Here is a 24,213-nt window from a genome sequence, read left to right as displayed (position 1 = left end):
GGGTCGTTTGTCCTGTATGGTGAGAAGACGAAAACGGCCGAGCCAGCGAAGCGCTAGCGAATAATGATGCCGCAAATGCAGGTGGCGCGTGCGCCGTGTGCCGTTTTCATGCTGTTCTTATCCCCGATTGAACCCGCCCGGTCAAGATGCCGGAGCGCGGCTTTCAGGCGGCGAAAAACCGCACCAGCAGCGACAGGGACAGCGCCGCCATCACAGCCGCGATCAACCCGTCGAGCACCCGCCAGGCAGAGGGTTTCAAAAACAGCGGCTCCAGCACCCGCGCGCCATAACCAAGCCCGAAGAACCAGATGAACGACGACGACATCGCGCCGATGGCAAACGCCAGCCGCGCAGTGCCCTCATAGCGCCCGCTCAACCCGCCCACCAGCAGCACCGTGTCGAGATAGACATGCGGATTGAGGAAGGTGAAGGCGAGACAGGTCAGCACAGCCGCCTTGAGTGATCCCGGCCCGGATTTCGCCGCTTCAAGCCCTGAAGGCGAGATCGCCCGTTTGAGCGCCAGAAACGCATAGACCGCGAGGAATGCCGCGCCGCCAAGCGTGACCACAGCGATCAGGATTTTCGAGCCCGAAATGATCGCGCCAAGCCCGGCAACGCCAAGCCCGATCAGCACGGCATCCGACAGCGCGCAGATAAGGCACAGAATGAACACGTGCTGACGCAGCAACCCCTGCCGCAGGATGAAGGCGTTTTGCGCACCGATGGCGATGATCAGCGAGCCGCCAAGCAGCAGGCCGGAGAAAGCGGGAGCGAAGAGAGGTGTCATCGGGTCAGAACAACTTCAACTGGTCAGAGGCAGGAGGCGGCGCTTTGGCTTTGCGAACCGGTTGGGCTGGTTCGGGCTGCTCGAATTTGTCGGTGGCGGGCATTTGCACCTCGGGCCCGCTATTGGCAACCTTGTTGACCAGATCGGAGACGCGGATAGCCTCGAAATAATCATTCGGCGCCGGCGCCATCAGGTCGTTCACATGGCGCGGCTCCTGGTTGAGGCAATCAAGCCAGCGCGTAAAATCCTCCGGCCTGATCACCACCGGCATCCGGTTGTGGATCGGCGCGATCATCTGGTTGGGCCCGGTTGTAAGGACAGCGGCGGTGTCCATCTCTGCCCCATCGGCGCTCATATAGGTTTCCAGAAGTCCACCAAAAGCGACAATCCCGCCCTGTTTCGGCTTGATCCAGTAGGGCGTGGATTTCTCGTTCGAGCCCTTTGGCGGGCGGTGCCATTCGTAAAATCCCGATGCCGCTATCAACACCCGGCGGTGCCGCATGGCGGCGCGAAACGAGACTTTCTCGGCGGCAGTTTCAGACCGGGCATTGATCAGCAGCGGAAAATCCGCCGGATCCTTGACCCATCCGGGCAAGAATCCCCAGCGCGCCAGCAGCGCCCGGCGATCGGTGCGGTTGTCGCCCTCGGCGCGGCGACGGTCGCCGGCAATGATCAGGATCGGCTGCGTCGGCGCAATATTGTAGCGCGGCGGGAAATCCTCGATCTCCTCAAGACCGAACAGTTCCTGCACCTCTTCCGGCGTTGCTGTCAGCGAAAAACGTCCACACATTGCCAATCCATGCCGCAGGACAAAGGCAGGGTCAAGCAATGACGGATCGGACTATGTCGGCTTGGTGTCGGATACGATCCGCCCGTCTTCCAGCGTGATGATGCGGTCGGCCAGTTCGAGAATGCGGTTGTCGTGGGTCACCATCACCGTTGTTGTACCGCGCTGCTCGCCCAGCCGCTTGAGCATGGCCACGACATTGAGCCCGCTCTCCTTGTCGAGGGCTGCGGTCGGCTCGTCGGCAAAGACGATATCGGGATTGCCGACCAGCGCCCGGGCCACTGCCACGCGCTGTTTCTGGCCACCCGACAGACTGCCCGGCAGATAATCCATCCGGTCGGCAAGCCCGACCAGCGACAAGGCATGCCGGGCGGCTTCCCGCTCCAGTTTTGGATCGTTCAGATTATGAACCTGCAGTCCCATTTGCACGTTCTGCATCGCGGTCAGGCTGCCATGCAGATTGTGCGCCTGAAAGATAAACCCAAGCCGCCGCCTGAGCGCTTCGTTGAGCGCGTTGCCCGCGCCCATCAGTTCATGCCCGAGCAGAGTGATCGAGCCTTCCTGCAGATCGCGCAGGCAGCCCATCAGCGTCAGCACCGTTGTCTTGCCAGATCCCGATGGCCCCATCAGCACGGTCAGGCTTCCGCGCACCACTTTGAGATCGACGTCGAAAATCGCCTGTTTGCGGGCTTCACCGCTGCCAAACCAATGGTTCAGGCCGCGCACGATGATCGGATAGTCGTCGCTCATCTCCGCCCCCTCAAAACAAATCAGCCGGATCGGCTGCGGCCAATCGGCGGGTGGCGATGGCGCCCGACAGCGAACAGGCAACCAGCGTTCCAATCAGCACGATCAACGCCATGTCCCAGGTCATCGCCAAGGGCAGATTGGTGGCCTTCTTCATGCCGACCAGCAACCCGGTCCCCACAATCACCCCGGGCACAAAGCCGAACACCGCCAGAATCAGCGCTTCCTCAAAGACGATGCCGAGGAAGAATGTCTGCGGATAGCCCATTGCCTTGAAGGTCGCATATTCGGACAGATGATCGGCCACATCAGTCGAGAGCACCTGGTAGACGATGACGATGCCGACCAGCACACCGATGATCACGCCAAAGCCGAAGATGATGCCGGTCGGCCGCTTGGTCTGCTGATATTTGAGATCGTCGGCCTTGGCCTGATCATAGGAGCGGATGCGCAGCGACTTGTCCGATATCAGGTCGCGCAATCGGACCGCCACGGTCTCGGGATCCGCCCCCGGCGTCACCTGCAGCAGGATGTGATCAGGTGCGGCCGAACTGCGCGCCGGAAACAGCGACAGGAAGGTCTGGTCCGACATGATCAGATATCCGTCTCCGCCAAATCCGCCACCGCCCTGAAAGGTGTCGTAAAGCGTCAGTGTCTTGCCGGTCACCTCGAAAGACGCCGGTGTCTGCGGACGGATTGCCGCAGCTTCCTCGGGCGGCAGACCGCGGGTGGCCATGTCGAGAATGCCTGAATCCTTGAGTTGCAGTGTGGCCAGTTTGGGTTTGAGCACCGGGCTTAAAAAATCCGGCAACGTCGGGTCGATGCCAAAGCTGGTCAGCCCCAGCGTCTTGGTCGGGCGCGGCCAGTTGGTGTTGCCGACAAATATCCCGGTCCCCAGAGTCACTTCCGGATCGGCCTGGGCCTGAAACAGCCATTGCCGCGCGACATTGCCGCCCTCGGTCATCGAATTGGCGTCCGAGGCCGAAATCATGATGTCGGCATTGAAAAAATCATAGGGTTTCAGCGTTGCTGTCGCCATCGAGTTCATGATGCCCAGTTGCACGAACACCAGCACATTGGCGAAGGCGACACCGGCAATCGCCGCAGCAAAGCGCGTCCTGCTGTGGGTCAGCTGCAGCCAGCCGATCGGCAACCGCCCGAACAGCCATTGTAGCAAACGGCTCATGGATTGCTCTTGGGGGCGACAGTCCGCGTATCGATGCGGGCGATCACTTCAAGGTTGGTGTAGCGCGCAGCAACATCTGACGATGCCTCATCCAGCTCAACCATCACCTTGATCACCCGCGCATCGGTGTTGGCCGCCGTGTCATCCGACAGCAGGCCCTGGCGTCCGACAGTCAGTCCGATCGACTTGACTCGCCCCTGCAGCGTCTGGCCGATGGCGACAGCCGCCAGTTCCACCGGTTGCCCCAAAGTCACGTTGGCGATCCGGTCCTGATAGACCTCCACCTCGGCCATCATCTGGTCGGTGTCGCCAATCAGCATGATGCCATCGCTCGGCGGTTTCTCCCCCGGATTGGCCATCGAATCGAGCACCACGCCGCTGATCGGCGCCAGAACCGCGGACCGGACCAGATCCTGCTCTGCACGGGTCAGATCCGCCTTGGCGGCGTCGAGATTGCGCGCCGCGACGATCACATCAGGCTGCAGCTCAACAACTTCACCGGTAAACCGCGACAATGTCGCTTCGGCTTTCTGCACCGCGAGAACCGCCTGATGCTCGGCTGCAGCAAGCGAATCGAGCGAGGCCTGGGTGATCACGCCGCGCTCGAACAAGGCTTTGCTCCGCTCATATTCAGCCGATGCCTCGGTGCTGGCACTTCGGGCCTGCTCCATGGCGGCACGGGCTTCGGCTTGCGAGTTCTGTACCGAAGCCGTGGTTTGAACCAGTGCCGCCTCGCGCACCGCGACATTGGCCTCCGCCGACAGCACAGCACTTTGCAACTGGCCCTGATTGTCCAGTCGCGCCACCACCGCGCCCTTTTCAACCCGGTCTCCGATACTCACAAGAACCTCGGCAATGCGCGCGTCCCCTGCTCCATAGGGCGGGGCCACGATCGACACATCGCCACGCGGCATCAGCCGGGCCAGCCCGACCACGTCGGTGGCCTGCATGGTTGCCACCATCTCCTTGGGCATTTCCATGTCGGGCGGAAGCGCAATCGGCGTGGCCGAGCCGGCACCGGGCTGCAATCCGGTCAGTGCATAGAATTTCTGCAAGGCGGTGGGCTGGTAATACATGCCGATCACTCCGCCCGAGAACATGATCAGCGGGATCAGCAACACCAGCAGATAGCGCTTGTGAAACCGCCACCGTCGCCGGGCGACCGGCTGGCTGTCGCTATCGGCCCGAATGACGTTCAGCGGCAGATCGGTTTCAGGTGCAGTGGTCATGGCGAGTTCCGATTCTCATGTCCCGGCAGGATGTGATTCATATGCATGGCTCTTTCTGCATATTACAAAAACGCCAACTGATGGAATGATCTCCATCAAGCAGAAACCGGGGTTAGTGTGGGTTCGTGCAGATTCCCAGATTTTCGGGCTTGCCGTTGAATAGAAACTCCGCGCATTACGTTGCCATGACACACAGCATTACAGGCATCTGACAATGAGCAACCGGCATGGCACCGATGGACATGAACCGGCACTGGCAGTCTCGGTGGCGATCGAGCGCGCTGGCAGATATTTGCTGGTGCTGCGCGCCAACCCGCCAGCCCAGAACATGTACGCCTTCCCCGGCGGCCGGGTCGATACCGGCGAAAAGCTCGAAACCGCAGCCCTGCGCGAACTCGAGGAAGAAACCGGACTGAAGGCCACCAACCCCCGACCTTTTGCGACATTCGACCTGCCCTCCCGGGCCCCCGATGGCAGCCTGTCGTCGCACTTCCTGCTGACGGTGTTTCTCGCCGACGATCCCGGCGGCGAGCCGCAAGCACTCGACGACGCGCGAGAAGTCGGCTGGTTCAGCCCGGAGGAAATCCGCACCCTGCATGCGCCGCAAAGCATGGTGGATTGCATCGACATGCTGGCCGCCCTGGCTGCGGGTCGGGATTAGCCCCTGAAGCCGCGAACTGGGCGAAGGCTTGCTTCCGCGTCAAAGATGGTTGCCTTGCTGTCCGGTTGCGATTACCTCGGCCCGGAAACAACGTGACAGGCCTGCACATCAGGCAGCGGCAGCAATGGAGATTGGCCCATGACCAGCACTGTACGTATCCTCGATGGCGGCATGAGCCGCGAACTGATACGGCTTGGCGCCCGGTTGGTACAGCCGGAATGGTCGGCTCTCGCTTTGATGGAAACCCCGGAGATCGTACGCCAGGTCCACGCCGAGTTCATCGATGCCGGCGCCGACGTCATCACCACCAACAGCTACGCGCTGGTGCCCTTCCACATCGGCGACGCGCGGTTCCGCGCGGACGGTGCCTCACTGATTGCATTGTCGGGCCAACTGGCGCGCGAGGCGGCTGACGCCGAAACCGGTCGCAAGGTGCTGGTCGGCGGAGGCCTGCCGCCGATCTTCGGCTCCTACGAGCCGGACAATTTCGACCCGGCCCGGGTGCAGGACTATCTCTCCGTACTGGTCGAAAACCTCGCCCCGCATGTCGATATCTGGCAGGCCGAGACGCTGAGCCTGATCGCAGAGGCCGAGGCGGTGCGCGTGGCCACAGAGGCCACCGGCAAGCCGCTCTGGGTGTCGTTCACGCTTGCCGATGGCACGGCAGCGGCGTCAGGTGGCGAACCGGCGCTCAGATCAGGCGAAACAGTTACCGCGGCTGCGGAATGGGCAGCGCGCTCGGGCATCGAAACCCTTTTGTTCAATTGCAGCAAGCCGGAAGTCATGGAACCAGCAATACGAACCGCGGCCGCGGTTTTCGCGCGATTGGGTGTCAAGATTGCCATCGGCGTCTACGCCAACGCATTTGAAGAAGAGACCGCCGGCGAGAAGGCCAATGAAGGTCTGAGCGGCATGCGCGAAGAACTTGCTGGCGACGGCTATCTCACCTATGCCCGGGGCTGGGTTGAGGCCGGCGCAACACTGGTCGGCGGCTGTTGCGGCATCGGCGCGGACCAGATCTCGAGACTGGCGGCAGACCTGAAGGCCTGAGTCCAAAGCAAGAGAATCAGCGACCGCGGGACCGGTATCCGTCCGGCTTCACCGCAATGTGACCGGGGTTGATTGGCGCCGGGGCGTTTTTCAGGGCAGTTTTGCGCCATGCAGAACTTCGCATCCCACCGACCGGCAAGGGCCGGACATGCGTATCTCTCGGGCGTCATCGTCATGGTGCTGCTTGCAGGTCTCGGCCTTGCGGTTTCGACCATCACCGCAGCAGCCAACCCGGAGCTCTGGGAGCGTCAGGGCTGGACCACTGATTTCTCCCAAACTACGATTGATTTTGCCGAAATCATGTCCGGCGGACCGCCCAAGGACGGCATTCCGCCGATTGACGATCCGGTGTTCCTTCCCGTCGCAGAGGCCACCGGCCTTGATGACAAGGAGCCAGTGATGTCGGTTGTCATCGATGGCGCGGCGCGGGCTTATCCGCTGCGAATCATGATCTGGCACGAGATCGTCAATGACAGCCTTGCCGGTCGGCCGATTTCGGTGACCTATTGTCCGCTTTGCAATGCGGCCATCGTTTTTGACCGCACGGTCGAGGGCACCGTCACCACGTTCGGGACCACGGGCAAACTGCGCAACTCCGATCTGGTCATGTATGACCGCGAAACCGAAAGCTGGTGGCAGCAATTCACCGGCGAAGCCATAACCGGATCCCGCACCGGGTCCAGACTTGAAGTCATCCCCTCCCGACTCGAATCCTGGCAGGTTTTCAGCACGCGTCATCCGGGCGGTGAGGTCCTGGCGCCGAACAATCCGGGATTGCGCGATTATGGCCGTAATCCCTATGCGGGTTACGACAGCTCCAGCGTTCCGTTCCTGTACCGCGGTGCCATGCCAGAGGGCATTGCGCCGCTGTCCTATGTTGTCGTGGTTCGCGAGGCATCCAAGCCCCTGGCATTGTCGCTCGACAAGCTGCGGCGCAAAGGCGCTGTGAAACTGGATGGCTTCGAGTTCACCTGGGTTCCGGGTGTTCGCTCCGTGCTTGATACCTCAAACATTGCAGAGGGCCGCGAGATCGGCAGCGTTACTGTCACCCGTGATGGTCAAGATGTGGTGCATGAACTCACCTTCGCCTTTGTCGTGAGCGCTTTCCTGCCTCAGACCGTGATTGAGCAGTAACCACGCATGGTGATCCGGGATTTCATCGCGTGATGTCTTGGTGTAAGCCAGCATGCATGTCGCTTCGATTGCACCTGATCCTGACCGTCCTGTTGCCGTTGGCGCTTGCCTCCGGCCCACACGCCGCATGGGCGCAAACGACCTCCGAATCAGCGACTGAAGACCCCGTCGAGTTGCAAACCGATCTGCCGCCGCCGCCCTATGAAACAAGATTGTTGCGACTGGCTGAAATTCTCGGATCGGTTCAGTATCTTCGTGACCTTTGCAATTCCGAAGGCGAAACCGCTTGGCGGGAAAGCATGCAGAAACTGCTCGACAGCGAGACGGTTGGAGAAGACAGCCGCCGCAAGCAACTCACCGCCGGTTATAACCGCGGCTTTCGCGCTTTTGCCTCGGTTTACACCGCCTGCACCGACGCCGCCCTTGTTGCGGAGGAGCGATACCGTCGCGAAGGAGCAACACTTGTCACCGAAATTGTGGCACGGTACGGAAATTGAGGATTTGTTAACCGATATCGTCGCAGCCCCGTGCCGAAACGGTTCAAGGCGTGTTACGGTGTTAATGAGATAGTAAGTAAGAGTTGGTCCGCATGACACACCAGACACAGCATACGCCCGATGAACTCGATGATCTGATCATCCAGGAAAAGCTCCAGGTGGCGATGGAACTGCAGCATGACGCCTGGGCTGAAAGCGCGGCAGACGGCATTGAGCCGGAAATCATCGCCGACGCGGCCATGATCACCGCGATTCGGGAAACCGTCCGGGCATTGGGCGAAGATCAGGCGGAAGCTCTGGTGGACTCACTCCGCGAACGCATTCTCGCCGGTGAGTTTTCTCCCGGTCGGGTGCTTCAATAGGATTACCGGCGGGGAGACAGGTGCTCGACAAGCGTAAAGGCGAGTTTCGAACCAGCAGATTGAGGGGCTTATCAGCCCTCTCTGGTGTGTTATTTGTGGTTTTTTCCACGATTCCGGCGCTGTCATTGAGTGAGCTCGCGCCGTCCCAGCCATCCTCGAAAGAGGTCGAGCAGGGCCCGCCTCTGCCGCCGCTTGACGAACCTCAGACCGGACTGGATGGCGGCTTGCCGGAACCAGGCCCGGTTATCCGCGGTACGCCCCAGACCGACGAGCCAATTTCGGAACCGGCGGTGGTCGAAGACCTTGCTCCCGTCGACATCCTCACCGATTTCACACTATTGCCCGAACCGGCCCAGCGCATGCGCCAGCTGATGCTGGAAGCCGCGACCACGGGCGACATCGAAAATCTCCGCCCCCTGCTCGGCTCCGGGCCAACTGCGACACAATTGTCCTTCGGTGAAATTGAAGCCGATCCGATCGCCTATCTGCGCTCGATTTCAGGCGATGGCGAGGGGCAGGAAATCCTGGCGATCCTCATCGATCTGCTCAACACCGGCTTTGTCCGGATTGACGCCGATGAACCGAATGAAACCTATATCTGGCCCTATTTTGCAGCCCTGTCGCTGGATGGGCTGACGCCTCCGCAAAAGGTCGAGCTGCTCAGGATCGTCACCGCCGGCGATGTTGAAGACATGAAAGCCTATGGCGGCTACAATTTTTACCGTGTCGGTATCTCGCCGGATGGCGAGTGGCGGTTTTTTGTGGCCGGCGACTAACCCGACAAGCTGCGCTTCCGCCCTTGCCCGAGGCCCTGCGACCGCCTACCTGTTCATCAGTCCAAGTTACCGACCAAACCGGAGTACCGCGCTGTGCCAGCCCTAGTCCTTGCCGACCGGAAGATTGTACGCGTTGATGGCGCCGATGCGGAGCATTTTCTGCAAAACCTGATTACCGCGAACGTTGACGCGATTGAGGCTGGACAGGCCCGGCCCACGGCGTTGCTGACGCCGCAAGGCAAGATCCTGTTCGACTTTCTTATCTCGAAAGCCGTTGAGACCGGTTACGACTGCGACATACGCGCCGATATCGCCGACGATTTCATCCGCAGGCTGACCTTGTACAAGCTCCGGGCGGCGGTAAGCGTCGAAAAGCTTGATGATATGCCGGTGATTGCCGGGTGGGGCGGGGCTGCGCCGGTGGGCGCGCTGGCCGACAAGCGATTCCCCGACGATGCCGGCGTCTGGCGGCTGCATGGCAGCGGCGCGGTCCTCGATGCGGACCGGTCAGCCTGGGAGAAAACTCGAATCACCCATGGCGTAGCCGAATCCGGCACCGATTTTGCCCTCTCCGACATTTTTCCGCACGACGCCATGATGGACAAGAACGACGGTGTCGATTTCCGCAAGGGCTGCTATGTCGGCCAGGAAGTCGTTTCCCGCATGCAGCATCGCGGCACCGCGCGGAAAAGGGTGGCGATTGTTGCCGCCGAGACCGACCTGCCGCAAGCCGGCCCGGACGAAACCGACATCAGCATTGTGGCGGGCGAGAAAACTGTCGGCAGCCTGGGGTCGACAACCGGCAATATGGGCCTTGCCATGGTGCGAACCGACCGGGTTGCCGATGCTCTGGCTGACAATATCCCGCTGACTGCCGGTGGCATGGCGGTGACGCTCACACTGCCAAAGTGGAGCGGCCTGTCATTCGCCAGCGCTGCTCCGGACACCTGAACCATGGCGCCACTTGAAAAAGCACCCCGCGCCTGGCAGCGCATGCTCTCGGGCCGCCGGCTCGACCTGCTCGATCCCTCGCCGCTGGATGTGGAGATTTCCGACATTGCGCAGGGGTTGGCGCGTGTTGCACGCTGGAACGGACAGACCCGCGGCGACCATGCCTATTCCGTGGCCCAGCATTCATTGATGGTTGAGACAATCGTCGGGAGACTGACCGATGCCTCGCCTGCGACCTTGCAACTGGCGCTGCTGCATGACGCACCCGAATATGTCATCGGCGACATGATCTCGCCGTTCAAGGCTGTGGTCGGTGGCGGCTACAAGACCGTTGAAGCCAGGCTGGAGGCAGCCATCCATATCCGCTTCGGGCTCCCCCCGGTCACGCCCAAGACCATCAAGGCGCTGATCAAGCGGGCAGACCGGATCGCCGCCTATTTCGAGGCAACAGAACTGGCAGGCTTTGACGATGCCGAGGCGCGCGCCTTTTTCGGCTCGCCACGCGGCATCAGCCGCGACATGCTGGATCTGCCACCCCGTCCGGCCGCCGAAATAGAGACAGTGTTTCTCGAACGCTTCGAGGCCATCGAGGCCCTGCGCCGCACCAGGGGAAGCTGACCCATGTCCTATCTGATCGTCTGCCGTCTCAACCAGATCGCCGAAACCGCCGTGATCCACGGCGCCCGCGAAATGGTCAGCCTGCTGGCGGAAAATCAGAATTTTCATCGCCCGGCGGTGATTGATGAAAGCCGCCACCTCAAGCTCGGGCTCAACGACATTTCTGTTGTCCGCCCCGGCCTGACCGCTCCCGGAGAGGCCCATGTCGACCAACTGATCGAATTTGTCAAAAGCTGGGACCAGAGCGCACCACTGGTGGTGCATTGCTGGCTGGGGATTTCCCGTTCGCCCGCCGCCGCTGCTATCGCCGCTTTGACCATTGAGCCCGACCAGGACGATATGGCGCTGGCCGAGCGATTGCGCGCCGCCTCGGCCTTCGTCACGCCCAATGCACGGCTGATTGAAATCGGCGACGCGATGCTCGGCCGCGGCGGGCGGCTCAGACGCGCCATGATGAGCATCGGCCGGGGCGCCGACGCCTTCGAAGGCGGTCGCTTCTGCTTCGGCATCCGGCCCGATGATGAGGTTCCTGCCGCCACGCCGCAGCGGCACAAGGGCTGATTACGCGATGGAGCCCACCGCTACAGAGCCAGGCGACATCCCTCCCCTCCGCATCGGCCTCAACGCCGCCATTGTTGCGGTGACCAACCACACGCCAAATATTCTTGCTGTTCCGGCGTCACCGGGTCAGGGGGCTGCAGACGGTCTTCCCTTCGGCCCTTTCGATCCGGCGCGGCAGCGGACCTTCGAAGCCAGCCTGCGGGCAAGTGTGGAAAGCCAGACCGCACTCAATCTGGGCTATGTCGAACAGCTCTACACCTTCGGCGATCGCGGCCGGCAGATGCGCAGTGATGAGCAAGGGGCTCACATGGTCTCAGTCGGATATCTGGCCTTGACTCGCGCTGATGCGGAAAACCCCGAAGCGCTGCACGCCACCGGTGCCCGCTGGCGCGACTGGTACGAATTGTTTCCCTGGGAAGACTGGCGAGACGGACGGCCCGGCATGCTCGATGCCGCCATCCTGCCAAGACTGTTGCCATGGGCCGTTGAAAAAGCCGATCAGCCGCAAACTCCCAGCCGCATGGCCCGCATCCGGCTGGCCTTCGGGCTCAATGATTTTCCCTGGGACGAGGAACGCGTGCTCGAACGCTATGAACTGCTCTATGAGGCAGGGTTGCTCACCGAGGCGGTAGCCGACCAGCGAGTGAGCAGCACCGGGCTGACTGTTCCACTCGGCCGCGCCATGCGGTTTGACCATCGCCGCATCGCCGCCACGGCTGTGCAGAGGCTTCGCGCCAAGATCAAATACCGCCCGGTGATTTTCGAGCTGATGCCGCCCGACTTCACCCTGACCCAGTTGCAGACGACGGTGGAAGCAATTTCGGGCCGCCACCTGCACAAGCAGAATTTCCGCAGGCTGGTCGAGGGCGCCGAACTGGTCGAACCCACCGGTGCAGCCAGTTCCGCCACCGGTGGCCGCCCCGCAGCGCTTTACAAATTCCGTGCCAAGATCCTCGAAGAACGTCCGGCGCCGGGCTTGCGGCTGGGAGGGCGAGGATAGAGCCACAGGCTCACCGCAGCCCTTCCCCATCAAGGGACCTCGCCGGCGGCCAGATCGCGTTTGGCGATTGCCGCGACATCGCCATTGAAAATGGCAACCGATGCACCCTTGTCAAAACCAGCATATCTGCGACAACAAGAGTCCCTGCGGCACCGACACTTTTATCACCCGATCACATTTTATGGAGCGCATCCAGACTGATCATGTCAGATGCGCAAACTACCACGCACTTCAGCGAACCAGACCATGATTCCAATTCTGTCAGTCCTCATCCCCACCATGGGCATCATCATTCTCGGCAGGGTGTTCCGTGAGCGGCTGAGCGTTGATGCATGGCGCGGCATCGACCGGCTGAATTTCGAACTGTTGTTTCCATGCCTGATTTTTTCGGCAGCAGCATCACGTCCGATCGCATTCGATGATGCCGCGGTGATTGGCGCCGGCGTCTGGATTATCCTGTCCCTCGGCCTGTCGCTGGGCTGGTTGCTGAGGCCGTTTGGACCGGCGAAATTTCTCGACTTTGCCGGCGCATGGCAGACGGCGTGGCGGTTCAACACAGCAATTGCATTTGTAGCCGTCGGTGCGGTTGGAAATGCCGCGCCGCTGATGTCGGTCGCCATCGGCTTTGCAGTGCCGCTGGCAAATGTCTTCGCCATCACCGCACTTTCCCGCGGCAACGGTTTGGGTCCGCTCAGCGTTCTTGCACAGATTGCCCGCAACCCGTTTTTCATCGCCTCGGTGTCCGGCATGTGTGTTGGCGCCGCCGGCATCACCTTGCCCGGCGTGCTGAAACAGGGCGTCGACTATCTGGCCGGCGCAGCCATTCCCATTGCTCTGATGGCGGTCGGCGCGACGATGGATTGGGGTGCCATGTTCCGCCTCAACCGCTTTACCGGCGGCATCACCACGATCAAATTGTTGATCCTGCCAGCAGTCACATGGCTGTGTGTGACCCTGGCCGGACTACCGCCCGCGCAAGCAAATGTTCTTGTGGTATTTGCGGCGCTGCCCACGGCATCGGCTGCGCATGTGCTGGCATCCGTCTATGGAGCCGAGAGAAAGCTTCCGGCAACGCTGATTGCCCAATCTACCCTGCTCTCGGCGCTGACGCTGCCTCTCTGGATTTATCTGCTGACATAGTTGTCCGCGTGCCCGGAATTGATGTCCGGCTATTTCGCTGCGCTGACCTGTCTGCCTCGCCAGACAATAAACAGGCCTGAAACAACAATCAGACCCGACCCGGCTATCATCGCAAAACTCAACTGCTCGCCAAACCAGCCAATCCCGAGTGCAATTCCAAACAGCAGCCGTGAATATCTGAACGGGGTTACCGCTGACACCTCTCCGGTCCGCATAGCTTTCATCAAGCACGAATAGGCCGTGACGCCGGCCAGAACAGCGCCGAGCACATAGAGGGAAATCTCGCCATCGGGCATCAAAAATGGCTTGGCTTGCCAGACCGCGAAAACTCCACCCGCAACGACGATGGACAAAAATCCGTACAGGCCGAGGATCGTGGTGCTGAGCGCGGCAGGTGCGGCGCGGCTGGCCAAATCGCGGCCGGCAAACCCGATCATTCCGATGATCGCCAAGAGCGAGAGCATCGAAAAACTATCCGTCCCCGGCTGAATAATCACCACAACCCCGGTCAATCCAACGAAAATGGCCGTCCACCTGCGCCATCCCACTTTTTCACCAAACACCAGCGCGGCACCTGCCACCACCACAAGCGGGGTTGCCTGCAAGATCACGGTTGCCGCCGACAACGGGATCAGCGAAAGCGCCAGTACGTAAAACAGGCGACCTGTGATTTCGAAGACCACGCGTATGCACATCGGCCGCGAAACGACGTCGGGATTGAACAGGGGCTCTTTGTTGATGAGCGCCAGAGAGGCAAAGACAAAGACCCCGCCCAGACCGAAAATGACGAGGACCTGACCAACCGGCAGCATTTCGGACGCTGCCTTGATAAATGAATCCTCGATGGCAAAAATCGCCATCGCTGCGATCATCCAGACGCTGCCCACCAGATTGGCCTTGCGATCAGTTGCAATGTGATGTGTCACACGAATTCCAATGCTGGCTAACGCTCCAAAAAGGTCGCAAGCGCAGGGCCTGTTCGCCGTATTGTTCTGAAACCCAAATTCTTGAATTGGTTTTGGTCAAAAACTCTCGAGGCAGCCCACCACTACTCTTACCCGATCGACATATCCAGCCCGATATCGAGCGTCGGCGCGGCCATGGTGATCTTCGAGGTCGAGATGTAGTCGACGCCGGTTTCGGCAATGGACTTGATGGTGTCGAGATTGACGTTGCCGGAAGCCTCAAGCGTGATCCGGCCCCCGTCCCTGGCGTTGTTTATAGCCACGGCTTGGCGCAGCATATCCGGCCCCATATTGTCGAGCAGGCAGATATCGGCGCCTTCGTTCAGCACGATTTCGAACTGCTCCAGCGTATCGACCTCGATCTCGATCTTGACCAGATGCCCGGCAAAGGCCTTGGCGGCTCTCAGCGCTTCGACGATCCCACCCGCAACAACGATGTGGTTGTCCTTGATCATGATCGCGTCATCGAGCCCGTAGCGGTGCGACGAACCACCACCGCAACGCACGGCGTATTTCTCGACGCCGCGCAGACCCGGAATGGTCTTGCGGGTACAGGTGACCCTGGCGGAGGTGTGGGCGATGGCATCGGCAAACCGCGCCGTGTGTGTGGCGATGCCCGACAGATGCATGAGGTAGTTCAGCGCCACCCGTTCAGCTGACAACAGCCCGCGCGCCGGGCCGGAGATGCTGGCGATCACCGCCCCCGGCTGCACCCGCGTGCCGTCGGCAACCAGCGGCTCGAAATGAATCGCCGGATTGATCAGCCGGAACGCGGCTTCGGCCAGCGGCAGCCCGGAGATGATCCCGGCCTCGCGGCTGTTCATCTCGGCTGTTGCCTGTCGCTCAGGACCGATTGTGGCATTGGAGGTGATGTCGCCGGCGCGGCCGAGGTCTTCGAGAAGGGCTGCGCGCACCTGATCCTCGACCATCAATTGCGGCAGTTCGGGAAGGAATGCGGTAGTCATTGTTCAGCTCCCAAAAGATCGGGGATGATGGCGTGAGCCTGCTCCAGCGTCAGCAGCGTCCGCCGCTTCCACGCCGCCTGTTCTTCCGGAAAATCGGTACGGAAATGCCCGCCTCGGCTTTCGGTCCGGTTGAGCGCGCAGACAGCGATCAGCTTGGCGGTGGTGATGACATTGTCAAACCGGACCGAATGGCTCTCGCGGGCCAGATGCAGGATGGTGCCCAGCGCCCTGCGCATGCCCGCGCCATCACGCAGCACACCCAGATTGGCGCTCATGGTCTTGCGCAGGGCCACCATGTTGGGATGGTCATTTTCGGTGATGTACTCGGTCGTCGTCACCGATCCGTCCTGCCACTTCGCGGGCGCGTCAACCTTGATCTCGCTCTTCAATGTCTCGGCAATGCGGGCGGAAAACACCACCGCTTCCAAGAGCGAGTTCGACGCCAGCCGGTTGGCTCCATGTGCGCCGGTAGAGGTGCATTCGCCGCAGGCCCAAAAACCCGGCAGCGATGAACGGCCGTTGATGTCGGTCCAGATGCCGCCCATGAAATAATGCGCCGCCGGAATGACCGGGATCATTTCCTTGGCCGGGTCGATACCCGCCTCCTGGCAATAGCCAAAAACCGTTGGGAATTCTTTTGCAAAGTCAGGCACCGCTGTACGGCAATCCAGAAACGCACCCCTGCCCGCCTTGACTTCGGCAAAGATGCCGCGTGCCACCACATCGCGCGGCGCCAGTTCGGCATCGGCGTGCAGCGGCAGCATGAAGCGCTCGCCTGCGGAATTGTGCAGTGTGGCGCCGTGACCGCGCAGCGCTTCGGTGGCCAGCGGCGCCGGGTCCTTGCCAAGATCAATCGCGGTCGGATGAAACTGCACGAACTCCATGTCAGCCAGCCGTGCACCGGCGCGCGCTGCCATGCCGATACCGCCACCACGCGCCTCGGTCGGGTTTGTCGTCACCTCGTAAAGATGACCAATGCCGCCGGTCGCCATCACCACATTGGAGCCAGTCACCCGGTGCAGCTCTTCGCCGCTGCCGGCATTGTCGCGGGCGACGACGCCAGCCACCTTGCCGTCTTCGACGATCAGGTCCTCGACCACATAGCCTTCCAGCACCCGGATCGACGGCGTCTTGCGTACCGCAGCAACCAGCGCCTCCATGATCGCCCGGCCTGCCATATCTCCCTTGACCCGGACGATGCGGCTTTCTGAATGCGCAGCCTCACGGCTGACCGCCAGATGGCCCTCCAGATCACGGTCGAACGGCACGCCGTAGCCAAGCAGATCATGAATCCGGTCAGAGGCTTCAGAAGCCATGGTGCGGATGATTGTTTCATCGACAATGCCGTCACCGGCGACAATCGTGTCGTGAACGTGACTTTCGATGGTGTCGCCCGGGCCGACAGCCGCGGCAATACCGGCTTGCGCCCAGGCCGAGGACGCGCCGCGGCCAATCGGGGCTGCGGCCAGCACAGTGACGGCTTTCGGCGCCAGCTTGAGCGCGCAAAACAGCCCTGCAAGCCCGCCACCGATGATGACAACCGAGACCGGGCCCTTGGGGGCAACCGGCGGTGAATAAAGCGCCAGGGATGTCATGGCATGCTCCGGCCTGAGAGGCATTCGAGGAGTAATGATCGAGGGGGAAACCCTCAGTTCTTCATGTTGACCATCCGCTCGACCGCCATCCGGGCACGATCGGCGATGGCCGGGTCGACCAGAACTTCGTCGGTCATGTAGAGCAGACTGTCGAGGATCTTCGGCAGCGTGATGCGCTTCATGTGCGGGCACAGATTGCACGGCTTGATGAACTCGACGCCTTCGACTTCACTCTCGATGTTGGATGCCATCGAGCATTCGGTCACCAGCAGCACCCGTGGTGGCCGCGTGTCCTTGACGTAATTGATCATGCCGGCGGTCGATCCGGAGTAATCGCACACCGCAATCACATCCGGGTGGCATTCGGGATGACCGATGATCTCGATGGTCGGATCGGCTTCCTTGTAGGCGAGCAATTCCTCCGCCGTGAAGCGCTCGTGCACTTCGCAGTGGCCCTTCCAGGTCAGGATCTTTTTGTTCGTCTGCTTGGCGACGTTCATAGCCAGATATTCGTCCGGAATGCACAGAACCGTATCGGACTCAAAGCTTTCGCAAATGGCCACGGCATTGGACGAAGTGCAGCACACATCAGTCTCGGCCTTCACATCAGCCGAGGTGTTGACATAAGTGACAACAGGCACGCCGGGATAACGCTCCTTGAGCAGCCGCACATCAGCACCGGTGATTGAATCTGACAGCGAACACCCGGCCTTCGCATCGGGAATCAGCACGGTTTTTTCCATGTTGAGCAGCTTCGAGGTCTCGGCCATGAAATGCACGCCGCACTGGATGATGATCTGCTCATCGACCAGCGAGGCTTCACGCGCCAGCTGCAGCGAGTCGCCTGCAATATCGGCAACGCAGTGAAAAATGTCCGGCGTCTGGTAATTATGCGCCAGAATCGCAGCGCCACGTTCCTTCTTGATCCGGTTGATGGCGTGGACATAAGGCGCGTAGACCGGCCATTCGATCTCCGGGATATGATTGCGCACACGCTCATAAAGATGAGCCGTTTCGCGCGCTACGGCCGGGGTGTATTTCAGCTCCGGACGATCCAGCACGCCGAACCGCTCCGCCGCACTCTGGGGCTTGATCGCAGCCTGGGTGGCAGCTTCTGTTTGCAACCGGGTCATGGCAAACCCTCCTGTCATCCTATTATGCTCATTTTGAGCATAATCATGGTCAAAAAGAAACCGGCAATGCCGGAGAACCATTCACATAAGCCGTTGCCAGCCTGATTGCAAGCGAGCCGAATCTGAAGATCGTGACCGCATCACCCACGGTTCACTCGAACAGCTTGCTCTTTTCCGCATCCTCCGCAGGCGCGGCATCCGGTGTCAGGGCAAGCGCGGTTTCCAGCGCGTACTCGGCTTGCGCGGCATATTTTTGCGCCGGGTTGACGCCAAGACCAAACGCTTTGGTGACGCCACCGAGCACATGCTCGATCCGCACAGATCCATTGTTTTCCGCATCGGAGACGAACTTGATCGACAGATGCTCCGCCTCGCCTTCCGCCCCGATGACATCGCCAATCGGCTTGGAAAACAGTCCAACCTTGTTCTCTGCCGCGACCGTGGCCCACTCCCGCCCCTTGCGCAGATTGGCAATGAACGTGCGCGCCTGATCAACCGTCATCATCATCGCGTGGCCGCCGCCCACTGCGCCATCCTGCGCCGGAATGATGACCGACGCCATCAACAACAAACCGCGATCCTTGTCGGGCACAGTCGAGCAATAGGTAAAACCGGTGCGACCGGTGGAAAGATCCGTCAGTTGCGCCGGGTCTCCCATAATCGCGCCAAACGGCGTGATGATAAATTTGCTCTCAGGATCGAACGTGGCGCGATCGGGGTCGAATCCATCGGCGAAGCCAGCCGTCAGCATGCTGGCAGAAAAGACCGCCGCGGCGACCATCCGCAAAAATCCAAAAGCCATCCGGGTTCCCTCCTGCTTCCCCAACCAGAAGGCTTAAGCATCCCCGGACCTCACCCGGCTGTCAACAACGGCAGCCAAGCCAGCCGCTGAACAGGTTTGAAGCATCAATTATGGTGATCGCAGCATTCAGACAAAAGAACTTGTCCCGTGGCCCGCAAAGCCTAAAGTCGCGGAACAATTCTGGAGCTTCCATGTCCGACACCCGTTCCGCCGCCCGCGCACCCCTGCCCTGGCTGATCATAGCCTCCGGCTGTGCGATTGCGCTTTTGTCCTTCGGTCCGCGTTCGGCCATGGGTTTTTTCCAGCTGCCCATGCTCGCCGACACCGGCTGGGACCGCACCACCTTCGGTCTGGCCTTGGCAATCCAGAACCTGTTCTGGGGACTGGGACAACCGGTCTTCGGCGCCATCGCCGACAAATTCGGCACCTGGAAGGTTCTGGCGCTGTCGTCACTGCTGTATTCCAGCGGACTTTTCATCATGTCGGTGGCTCCGAGTCCCGGCTGGTTTTACATCAGCGGCGGCGTGCTCATCGGTCTCGGCATTGCATCGGCCTCCTTCGGCATCGTGCTGGCGGCATTCGCCCGCAATGTCGCGCCCGAACGCCGCTCGATGGCCTTTGGCATAGGTACGGCAGCCGGCTCGGCCGGCATGCTCGTCTTCGCACCGCTGAGCCAGGGCCTGATCGACACCTATGGCTGGCAGGAAGCACTGGTCTGGATGGCGGCGATGATGTTCATCATTCCCTTCCTGGCGATTCCGCTGCGAGGCAACGCCAACTCAGGTACGCAATCGGCCATCCAGTATAAGCAATCGATGGGCGATGCCCTGCGCGAGGCGCTTGGTCACAAGAGCTACGTGCTGCTGGTGTCGGGGTTTTTCGTCTGCGGCTTCCAGGTGGCCTTCATCACCGCGCATTTTCCCGCCTATCTGCGTGACATCGGCATCGACAGCTCTTACGCGGTGCTGTCCCTGGCCCTGATCGGCTTTTTCAACATCATCGGCTCTCTCGCCTCGGGCTATATCGGCCAGCTCTATTCCAAGACCATGTCACTGGTCTGGATCTATCTCGGTCGTTCGGTTGTCGTCAGTGCGTTCCTGTTGTTGCCACAAACCGGCACTTCAGTGATCATCTTCGCTATTCTCATGGGCCTGTTGTGGCTGTCCACCGTGCCGCCCACCAATGCGCTGGTCGCCATCATGTTCGGCACTCGTCACCTTGGCATGCTCGGCGGCATCGTGTTCCTGTCGCATCAGGTCGGCTCGTTCCTCGGCGTCTGGCTTGGCGGTTATCTCTACGATATCTTTGGCAGCTACAATCCAGTCTGGTGGCTGAGCGTGGCATTGGGCATCGCTGCAGCATTTCTGCACTGGCCGATCCAGGAGAAAGCGGTTGAACGGCCAGCGCCGATGGCGGCGGAATAGGCTCAAGGCAAGCCTCCGGCGGCCTGTTCCCGCCTGCCGTCCGGACCGAGCAGGGTCGCGGCGTGCCTCAGCGCATCAGTTTCGCGATCGGAAAAATCGCGCAGGTCTCCGTGCCATGCGCCAGCAGCTTGCCGGAACTGTCACGAAGATAGGCCTCCGAGGTGGCGATGGTTCGGCCACGATGAACCAGCCGCCCTTCGCAGACCAGTTCGCCCATGCCAGGCAGGATCGGCCGGGTCAGATTGAGCTTGAATTCCACGGTGGTGTAGCCCTCGCCCGGCTCAAGCGTGGTCATCACTGCACAGGCAAGGGCTGAGTCCATGATCGTCGCGGCCCAGCCGCCATGGATCGTGCCCAGCGGATTGAGATGGTCTTGGTTGGGCGTCCCGGTGAAAGCGATGACGCCCTCTTCGACCTTGCTGAGCCAGAAATTCAGCGTTCTGGCCATCGCCGCACCCGGCAGCCGTCCGTCAAGAATGCCCTGCATTACCGACAGACCGCCCTCTTTGGCCACAAGATCAAGCGGCACGACGCCGACGAACTGGCCGTTGACGTGAGCGGAGGCATCATCGGTCATGAAATCGGGTCCTGAACAGGGGAAAGCGCCGGCGCTGGCTGCGGCATCGCCTTCAGAGCGGCGTTGCAAAAACTCTCGCGGCTGATCGGTGGTTCGACACCGCGGGGGTCAAACACATGCCGGCCCAAAAAATAGCCGGTCAGCCGGAACGCCTGCCCCAGCCTTTCGGCATCGGTGCAGGCCTGATTGCGGTCGACCAGAAACGCTGGCAGATCCAAAAGCCGGTCGGCCCAGGGCGCCCCGGCATCGGCTGACACCGCGCGTCCGGTTTTCGGCGACACATAGATAAGCTCCGAACGAACACCGGTTGCCGCACAGGCGCTCAGGTCCAGGCCAAAGCCGAGGTCTTCCAGAATGGCAAGCTCGAACCGGACATAGAGCGCACCGGCTTGCGCCGGCGTATCGAGACTGTCGAGAATGATGGCGAAGGCATCATGCAGCCGGGCGTGGGAATCGCGTTCCGGCAGCAGCCGCAACAACGCCGCCATCGCCTGGACGCCGTGCACGCCAATGGCAGTTTCCATCAGCCGGCCGGCGCGGCCATTGAGCAGTTCGACCTGGTATTGCCCCAGATGCTCATCCAGCCGGGCGCGCCAGACCAGATCCACCGAATTGCCGGGCTGCAGCACCGGTTGCAGCCGCTTCGAACGACCACCGCGCACAATGCCCATATGCCGGCCGTGGGCATGCGTCATCACCTCGGCGATGACCGAGGTCTCGCCATGCTTTCTGAGTCCGAGGATGATTCCTTCGTCGCGCCATTCCATGGGGCTGACTTTGCCCGCTCAGTGCGGAAATTCAAGTCCGATCTCGCGGTAGCGCTCGGGGTCATTGCCCCAGTTGCTGCGCACCTTGACGAACAGGAACAGGTGCGTCTTTTGCTCGAGGATCTCGGCGATCTCCTTGCGCGCAGCCTGGCCGATGGCCTTGATGGTTTCGCCCTTGTGGCCAAGCACGATCTTCTTCTGGCTGTCGCGCTCGACATAGATCACCTGCTCGATGCGAACAGAGCCATCCTTTTTCTCTTCCCAGCGCTCGGTCTCGACATGCGAGGCGTAGGGCAATTCCTGGTGCAGCCGCAGATAGAGCTTTTCACGGGTGATCTCGGCTGCCAGCTGGCGCATCGGCAGATCGGAGATCTGGTCTTCGGGGTAGTACCATGGGCCTTCCGGCAGGGTCTTTGCCAGATAGTCCATCAGATCCTTACAACCGGAGCCGTTGAGCGCCGAAATCATGAAGGTCTGATCGAATTTGGCCTTCTCGTGACAGGCCGCCGTCAGCGCCAGCAGCGTGTCGCGCTTGACCTGGTCGATCTTGTTGATCACCAGGATCTTGTTGTGGCGAACATCGGCAAGAGAATCGAGCAACGCTTCTGCGTCACCCTTGATGCCGCGCTCGGCGTCGATCATTACCAGCACCAGATCGCCATCCTTGGCGCCACCCCAGGCCGATGTCACCATCGCCCGGTCAAGCCGCCGCTTCGGCGTGAAAATGCCAGGCGTATCGATGAAAACGATCTGGGTCCGATCATGAATGGCAATGCCGCGGACAATCGCCCGGGTGGTTTGCACCTTGTGCGACACGATCGAGACTTTTGCGCCGACAAGCTGGTTCATCAATGTCGACTTGCCGGCATTTGGCGCGCCGATCAAGGCCACGAAACCCGAGCGGGTCGGGCCAAGCGGTTCAGATGGAGCTGCGTCCGTATCTGGTGTTTCAGGTGTATCAGTCATCATCTTTTCCTGCGCCGGATTGCCAGACGCCTTCACGTTCGAGGAGAGCGGTCGCCGCAACCTGTTCTGCGGCACGCTTGGAACGGCTTTCGCCGCTGGCAGGCTCGGTTCCGTCAACCTGCACATCAACTTTAAAGACCGGATCGTGATCGGGACCGGACCGGTCTGTCACCTTGTAGACTGGCGTCACGCCGAAGCGGGCATGCGCCCACTCCTGCAATTCTGTCTTGGCATCGCGCCGCGCTGCATCGTCGGCCAAGGCGCGGGTTTTCCAATTCTTGTGGATGAAGGCGCGCGCCGCCTCCAGACCGGCATCGAGATAGATCGCCGCAATCAGCGATTCCACCACATCGGCGCGCACATTGGCCATCCGCTTGTCAGTCATCTTCTTCACATCGGCGCCGGTGCGAATGAATTCGTGCAATCCCAGTTCATCGGCGACTTCGCCGCAGGTCTGGGCACTGACGAGCTGATTGAGACGCACCGACATCTCGCCCTCGCTGGCTTCGCTGAACTGACTGAACAAGAGTTCCGCCACGCACAGACCAAGCACCCGGTCTCCCAGGAACTCAAGCCGTTCGTAATTCCCGCCCGCCGGATTGCGAATGCTGGCATGGGTCAGCGCCCGTTCCAGTCGCACCGGATTGGCGAAGACATGGCCGATCCGGTCTTGAACCCGGACAACGATCTCCGCCTGTTTTTTTGTCGCGCGCTTCATCGCTGGGCGGATTTGAAGAACCGGTCGAAACGCAGATCGGTCGGCCATTTCCAGATTTCGAGCGGCGACGAATCATTGGCGATCGAGAAGAAGATGACCGTCGCGCGACCGATGAAGTTTTCAAGCGGAACGTAGCCAACTTCAAAGCGGCTGTCCTGCGAGTTGTCGCGGTTGTCACCCATCATGAAATAATGACCTTCAGGCACCACGAATTCACGGGTGTTGTCGCCCGGGGAACTGGGGCTGAGGTCGAGCGTGGTGTAGGTCACCCCGTTGGGCAGGGTCTCGCGGTAAACCGGAACAGCAGTGCCCTGATTGTAACGCCCCTCGGGCTCATAACTGCCCTCAAGCTCACGCTCAACCGCTTCGCCATTGATGAAAAGCACGCCATCGGTGACCTGAATACGGTCGCCCGGAAGTCCGATCACCCGCTTGATGTAATCAATCTTGGTGTTGCTTGGCAGCCGGAAAACGGCAACATCGCCACGCTCGGGCTCGTCGCTCCAGATCCGCCCGGAAAACAGGTCCGGCGAAAACGGGATCGAGTATTTGGAATAGCCGTAGGAATATTTCGACACGAACAGATAGTCGCCGACCAGCAGCGTCTCCATCATTGATCCGGACGGAATGCTGAATGGCTGGAAAAACAGGGTGCGGATGATCACCGCGAGCAACAGTGCCTGGACAAGCACCTTCACGTTTTCCCAAAGTCCGCCGGATTGGTCTTTTCTTGTCTCAGACACGCGTTGATTTCCTCAGGTGTGGCGCAGAAGCGCTTTCTCTAGCTGTTTGCATCGTTCGCGGCAACACCGCTC

Annotated in this window: 27 protein-coding genes; 12 read left to right on the top strand and 15 right to left on the bottom strand. The window is 60.8% G+C overall.

Annotation, left to right across the window (positions count from 1 at the left end):
• Positions 1–163: 163 nt before the first annotated feature.
• From IMCC20628_RS05840 to IMCC20628_RS05820, 5 genes are read right to left on the bottom strand one after another with little or no spacing between them, the layout of a single operon-like run.
• Positions 164–787, bottom strand: a complete 624-nt coding sequence (locus IMCC20628_RS05840; RefSeq protein WP_047029443.1) for a LysE/ArgO family amino acid transporter — start codon at positions 785–787, stop codon at positions 164–166.
• 4 nt (positions 788–791) lie between these two features.
• Positions 792–1,577 carry an SOS response-associated peptidase gene (locus IMCC20628_RS05835; protein WP_047029442.1) on the bottom strand — a complete coding sequence of 262 codons (786 nt, stop codon included), beginning with the start codon at positions 1,575–1,577 and terminating at the stop codon, positions 792–794.
• 51 nt (positions 1,578–1,628) lie between these two features.
• Complete coding sequence (locus IMCC20628_RS05830; RefSeq protein WP_047029441.1) at positions 1,629–2,324, bottom strand: ATP-binding cassette domain-containing protein; 696 nt, start codon at positions 2,322–2,324, stop codon at positions 1,629–1,631.
• A gap of 10 nt (positions 2,325–2,334) precedes the next feature.
• Positions 2,335–3,507: an ABC transporter permease DevC gene (gene devC / locus IMCC20628_RS05825; protein WP_047029440.1), complete on the bottom strand. Its 1,173-nt coding sequence runs from the start codon at positions 3,505–3,507 to the stop codon at positions 2,335–2,337.
• Positions 3,504–4,736 carry an HlyD family efflux transporter periplasmic adaptor subunit gene (locus tag IMCC20628_RS05820; RefSeq protein ID WP_047029439.1) on the bottom strand — a complete coding sequence of 411 codons (1,233 nt, stop codon included), beginning with the start codon at positions 4,734–4,736 and terminating at the stop codon, positions 3,504–3,506. The genes devC and IMCC20628_RS05820 overlap by 4 nt, the downstream gene beginning before the upstream one ends.
• 214 nt (positions 4,737–4,950) lie before the next feature.
• Between IMCC20628_RS05820 and IMCC20628_RS05815 the strand changes: the two genes are divergently transcribed.
• The 11 genes from IMCC20628_RS05815 (at position 4,951) to IMCC20628_RS05765 (ending at position 13,486) form a co-directional block, all read left to right on the top strand.
• Positions 4,951–5,397 (top strand): NUDIX hydrolase, encoded by a 447-nt coding sequence (locus tag IMCC20628_RS05815; protein ID WP_047029438.1) that lies wholly within the window; start codon positions 4,951–4,953, stop codon positions 5,395–5,397.
• A gap of 138 nt (positions 5,398–5,535) precedes the next feature.
• Positions 5,536–6,447: a homocysteine S-methyltransferase family protein gene (locus tag IMCC20628_RS05810; RefSeq protein WP_047029437.1), complete on the top strand. Its 912-nt coding sequence runs from the start codon at positions 5,536–5,538 to the stop codon at positions 6,445–6,447.
• Between the two features lie 108 nt (positions 6,448–6,555).
• Positions 6,556–7,581 (top strand): DUF3179 domain-containing protein, encoded by a 1,026-nt coding sequence (locus tag IMCC20628_RS05805; RefSeq protein WP_082128022.1) that lies wholly within the window; start codon positions 6,556–6,558, stop codon positions 7,579–7,581.
• A 56-nt stretch (positions 7,582–7,637) separates the two neighbouring features.
• On the top strand, positions 7,638–8,078 hold the full coding sequence (locus IMCC20628_RS05800; protein WP_047029435.1) for a TIGR02301 family protein: 441 nt from the start codon (positions 7,638–7,640) through the stop codon (positions 8,076–8,078).
• 92 nt (positions 8,079–8,170) lie between these two features.
• The gene (locus IMCC20628_RS05795; RefSeq protein WP_047029434.1) at positions 8,171–8,440 is read left to right on the top strand and encodes a hypothetical protein; all 270 of its coding nucleotides are present in this window, start codon (positions 8,171–8,173) and stop codon (positions 8,438–8,440) included.
• Between the two features lie 125 nt (positions 8,441–8,565).
• Positions 8,566–9,216 carry a hypothetical protein gene (locus IMCC20628_RS05790; protein ID WP_245307885.1) on the top strand — a complete coding sequence of 217 codons (651 nt, stop codon included), beginning with the start codon at positions 8,566–8,568 and terminating at the stop codon, positions 9,214–9,216.
• Between the two features lie 93 nt (positions 9,217–9,309).
• Positions 9,310–10,167, top strand: a complete 858-nt coding sequence (locus IMCC20628_RS05785; RefSeq protein WP_047029432.1) for a folate-binding protein YgfZ — start codon at positions 9,310–9,312, stop codon at positions 10,165–10,167.
• A 3-nt stretch (positions 10,168–10,170) separates the two neighbouring features.
• Complete coding sequence (locus IMCC20628_RS05780) at positions 10,171–10,785, top strand: HD family hydrolase (protein ID WP_047029431.1); 615 nt, start codon at positions 10,171–10,173, stop codon at positions 10,783–10,785.
• A 3-nt stretch (positions 10,786–10,788) separates the two neighbouring features.
• Positions 10,789–11,346: a tyrosine phosphatase family protein gene (locus IMCC20628_RS05775; RefSeq protein WP_047029430.1), complete on the top strand. Its 558-nt coding sequence runs from the start codon at positions 10,789–10,791 to the stop codon at positions 11,344–11,346.
• Between the two features lie 7 nt (positions 11,347–11,353).
• The gene (locus IMCC20628_RS05770; RefSeq protein WP_047029429.1) at positions 11,354–12,346 is read left to right on the top strand and encodes an NAD regulator; all 993 of its coding nucleotides are present in this window, start codon (positions 11,354–11,356) and stop codon (positions 12,344–12,346) included.
• Between the two features lie 210 nt (positions 12,347–12,556).
• A complete protein-coding gene (locus IMCC20628_RS05765; protein ID WP_245307884.1) occupies positions 12,557–13,486 on the top strand; it encodes an AEC family transporter in 930 nt (309 codons plus the stop codon).
• Between the two features lie 29 nt (positions 13,487–13,515).
• On the opposite strand, the gene IMCC20628_RS05760 is transcribed toward IMCC20628_RS05765, so the two are convergent.
• From IMCC20628_RS05760 to IMCC20628_RS05740, 5 genes are all read right to left on the bottom strand, one after another.
• The gene (locus IMCC20628_RS05760) at positions 13,516–14,412 is read right to left on the bottom strand and encodes a DMT family transporter (protein WP_047029428.1); all 897 of its coding nucleotides are present in this window, start codon (positions 14,410–14,412) and stop codon (positions 13,516–13,518) included.
• A gap of 128 nt (positions 14,413–14,540) precedes the next feature.
• Positions 14,541–15,416 (bottom strand): carboxylating nicotinate-nucleotide diphosphorylase, encoded by an 876-nt coding sequence (gene nadC, locus IMCC20628_RS05755; protein WP_047029427.1) that lies wholly within the window; start codon positions 15,414–15,416, stop codon positions 14,541–14,543.
• Positions 15,413–17,011 (bottom strand): L-aspartate oxidase, encoded by a 1,599-nt coding sequence (locus tag IMCC20628_RS05750; RefSeq protein ID WP_047029426.1) that lies wholly within the window; start codon positions 17,009–17,011, stop codon positions 15,413–15,415. The genes nadC and IMCC20628_RS05750 overlap by 4 nt, the downstream gene beginning before the upstream one ends.
• Positions 17,012–17,064: 53 nt before the next feature.
• The gene (gene nadA / locus IMCC20628_RS05745) at positions 17,065–18,144 is read right to left on the bottom strand and encodes a quinolinate synthase NadA (protein WP_047029425.1); all 1,080 of its coding nucleotides are present in this window, start codon (positions 18,142–18,144) and stop codon (positions 17,065–17,067) included.
• Between the two features lie 151 nt (positions 18,145–18,295).
• On the bottom strand, positions 18,296–18,946 hold the full coding sequence (locus IMCC20628_RS05740; protein WP_047029424.1) for a hypothetical protein: 651 nt from the start codon (positions 18,944–18,946) through the stop codon (positions 18,296–18,298).
• A gap of 191 nt (positions 18,947–19,137) precedes the next feature.
• On the opposite strand from IMCC20628_RS05740, the gene IMCC20628_RS05735 reads away from it, so the two are divergent.
• The gene (locus IMCC20628_RS05735) at positions 19,138–20,370 is read left to right on the top strand and encodes an MFS transporter (RefSeq protein ID WP_047029423.1); all 1,233 of its coding nucleotides are present in this window, start codon (positions 19,138–19,140) and stop codon (positions 20,368–20,370) included.
• Between the two features lie 67 nt (positions 20,371–20,437).
• Here the strand turns inward: IMCC20628_RS05735 and IMCC20628_RS05730 are convergent, their stop codons facing one another.
• Genes IMCC20628_RS05730 through lepB form a run of 5 tightly spaced genes read right to left on the bottom strand, consistent with a single transcriptional unit; the run spans position 20,438 to position 24,141 of the window.
• Positions 20,438–20,947, bottom strand: a complete 510-nt coding sequence (locus IMCC20628_RS05730) for a PaaI family thioesterase (protein ID WP_047029422.1) — start codon at positions 20,945–20,947, stop codon at positions 20,438–20,440.
• Positions 20,944–21,714, bottom strand: a complete 771-nt coding sequence (gene recO / locus IMCC20628_RS05725; protein ID WP_047029421.1) for a DNA repair protein RecO — start codon at positions 21,712–21,714, stop codon at positions 20,944–20,946. Before recO ends, IMCC20628_RS05730 begins: the two co-directional genes overlap by 4 nt.
• 18 nt (positions 21,715–21,732) lie before the next feature.
• Positions 21,733–22,680, bottom strand: a complete 948-nt coding sequence (gene era, locus IMCC20628_RS05720; RefSeq protein WP_047029420.1) for a GTPase Era — start codon at positions 22,678–22,680, stop codon at positions 21,733–21,735.
• Positions 22,673–23,398: a ribonuclease III gene (gene rnc, locus IMCC20628_RS05715; RefSeq protein WP_047029419.1), complete on the bottom strand. Its 726-nt coding sequence runs from the start codon at positions 23,396–23,398 to the stop codon at positions 22,673–22,675. Before rnc ends, era begins: the two co-directional genes overlap by 8 nt.
• Positions 23,395–24,141, bottom strand: a complete 747-nt coding sequence (gene lepB / locus IMCC20628_RS05710) for a signal peptidase I (RefSeq protein ID WP_047029418.1) — start codon at positions 24,139–24,141, stop codon at positions 23,395–23,397. The genes rnc and lepB overlap by 4 nt, the downstream gene beginning before the upstream one ends.
• Between the last annotated feature and the right edge of the window lie 72 nt (positions 24,142–24,213).

The organism is Hoeflea sp. IMCC20628 (assembly GCF_001011155.1).
Taxonomy (GTDB): Bacteria; Pseudomonadota; Alphaproteobacteria; order Rhizobiales; family Rhizobiaceae; genus Hoeflea.
Note: the sequence above shows the minus strand (reverse complement) of the source record. Positions and strands in the feature narration are given on the sequence as shown.

Excerpts from the sequence above, each read along its gene's own strand:
- IMCC20628_RS05840 (WP_047029443.1), bottom strand. The coding sequence starts at position 787 with ATGACACCTCTCTTCGCTCCCGCTTTCTCCGGCCTGCTGCTTGGCGGC.
- IMCC20628_RS05835 (WP_047029442.1), bottom strand. The coding sequence starts at position 1,577 with ATGTGTGGACGTTTTTCGCTGACAGCAACGCCGGAAGAGGTGCAGGAA.
- IMCC20628_RS05830 (WP_047029441.1), bottom strand. The coding sequence starts at position 2,324 with ATGAGCGACGACTATCCGATCATCGTGCGCGGCCTGAACCATTGGTTT.
- devC (WP_047029440.1), bottom strand. The coding sequence starts at position 3,507 with ATGAGCCGTTTGCTACAATGGCTGTTCGGGCGGTTGCCGATCGGCTGG.
- IMCC20628_RS05820 (WP_047029439.1), bottom strand. The coding sequence starts at position 4,736 with ATGACCACTGCACCTGAAACCGATCTGCCGCTGAACGTCATTCGGGCC.
- IMCC20628_RS05815 (WP_047029438.1), top strand. The coding sequence starts at position 4,951 with ATGAGCAACCGGCATGGCACCGATGGACATGAACCGGCACTGGCAGTC.
- IMCC20628_RS05810 (WP_047029437.1), top strand. The coding sequence starts at position 5,536 with ATGACCAGCACTGTACGTATCCTCGATGGCGGCATGAGCCGCGAACTG.
- IMCC20628_RS05805 (WP_082128022.1), top strand. The coding sequence starts at position 6,556 with ATGCAGAACTTCGCATCCCACCGACCGGCAAGGGCCGGACATGCGTAT.
- IMCC20628_RS05800 (WP_047029435.1), top strand. The coding sequence starts at position 7,638 with ATGTCGCTTCGATTGCACCTGATCCTGACCGTCCTGTTGCCGTTGGCG.
- IMCC20628_RS05795 (WP_047029434.1), top strand. The coding sequence starts at position 8,171 with ATGACACACCAGACACAGCATACGCCCGATGAACTCGATGATCTGATC.
- IMCC20628_RS05780 (WP_047029431.1), top strand. The coding sequence starts at position 10,171 with ATGGCGCCACTTGAAAAAGCACCCCGCGCCTGGCAGCGCATGCTCTCG.
- IMCC20628_RS05775 (WP_047029430.1), top strand. The coding sequence starts at position 10,789 with ATGTCCTATCTGATCGTCTGCCGTCTCAACCAGATCGCCGAAACCGCC.
- IMCC20628_RS05770 (WP_047029429.1), top strand. The coding sequence starts at position 11,354 with ATGGAGCCCACCGCTACAGAGCCAGGCGACATCCCTCCCCTCCGCATC.
- IMCC20628_RS05765 (WP_245307884.1), top strand. The coding sequence starts at position 12,557 with ATGCGCAAACTACCACGCACTTCAGCGAACCAGACCATGATTCCAATT.
- nadC (WP_047029427.1), bottom strand. The coding sequence starts at position 15,416 with ATGACTACCGCATTCCTTCCCGAACTGCCGCAATTGATGGTCGAGGAT.
- IMCC20628_RS05750 (WP_047029426.1), bottom strand. The coding sequence starts at position 17,011 with ATGACATCCCTGGCGCTTTATTCACCGCCGGTTGCCCCCAAGGGCCCG.
- nadA (WP_047029425.1), bottom strand. The coding sequence starts at position 18,144 with ATGACCCGGTTGCAAACAGAAGCTGCCACCCAGGCTGCGATCAAGCCC.
- IMCC20628_RS05740 (WP_047029424.1), bottom strand. The coding sequence starts at position 18,946 with ATGGCTTTTGGATTTTTGCGGATGGTCGCCGCGGCGGTCTTTTCTGCC.
- IMCC20628_RS05735 (WP_047029423.1), top strand. The coding sequence starts at position 19,138 with ATGTCCGACACCCGTTCCGCCGCCCGCGCACCCCTGCCCTGGCTGATC.
- IMCC20628_RS05730 (WP_047029422.1), bottom strand. The coding sequence starts at position 20,947 with ATGACCGATGATGCCTCCGCTCACGTCAACGGCCAGTTCGTCGGCGTC.
- recO (WP_047029421.1), bottom strand. The coding sequence starts at position 21,714 with ATGGAATGGCGCGACGAAGGAATCATCCTCGGACTCAGAAAGCATGGC.
- era (WP_047029420.1), bottom strand. The coding sequence starts at position 22,680 with ATGACTGATACACCTGAAACACCAGATACGGACGCAGCTCCATCTGAA.
- rnc (WP_047029419.1), bottom strand. The coding sequence starts at position 23,398 with ATGAAGCGCGCGACAAAAAAACAGGCGGAGATCGTTGTCCGGGTTCAA.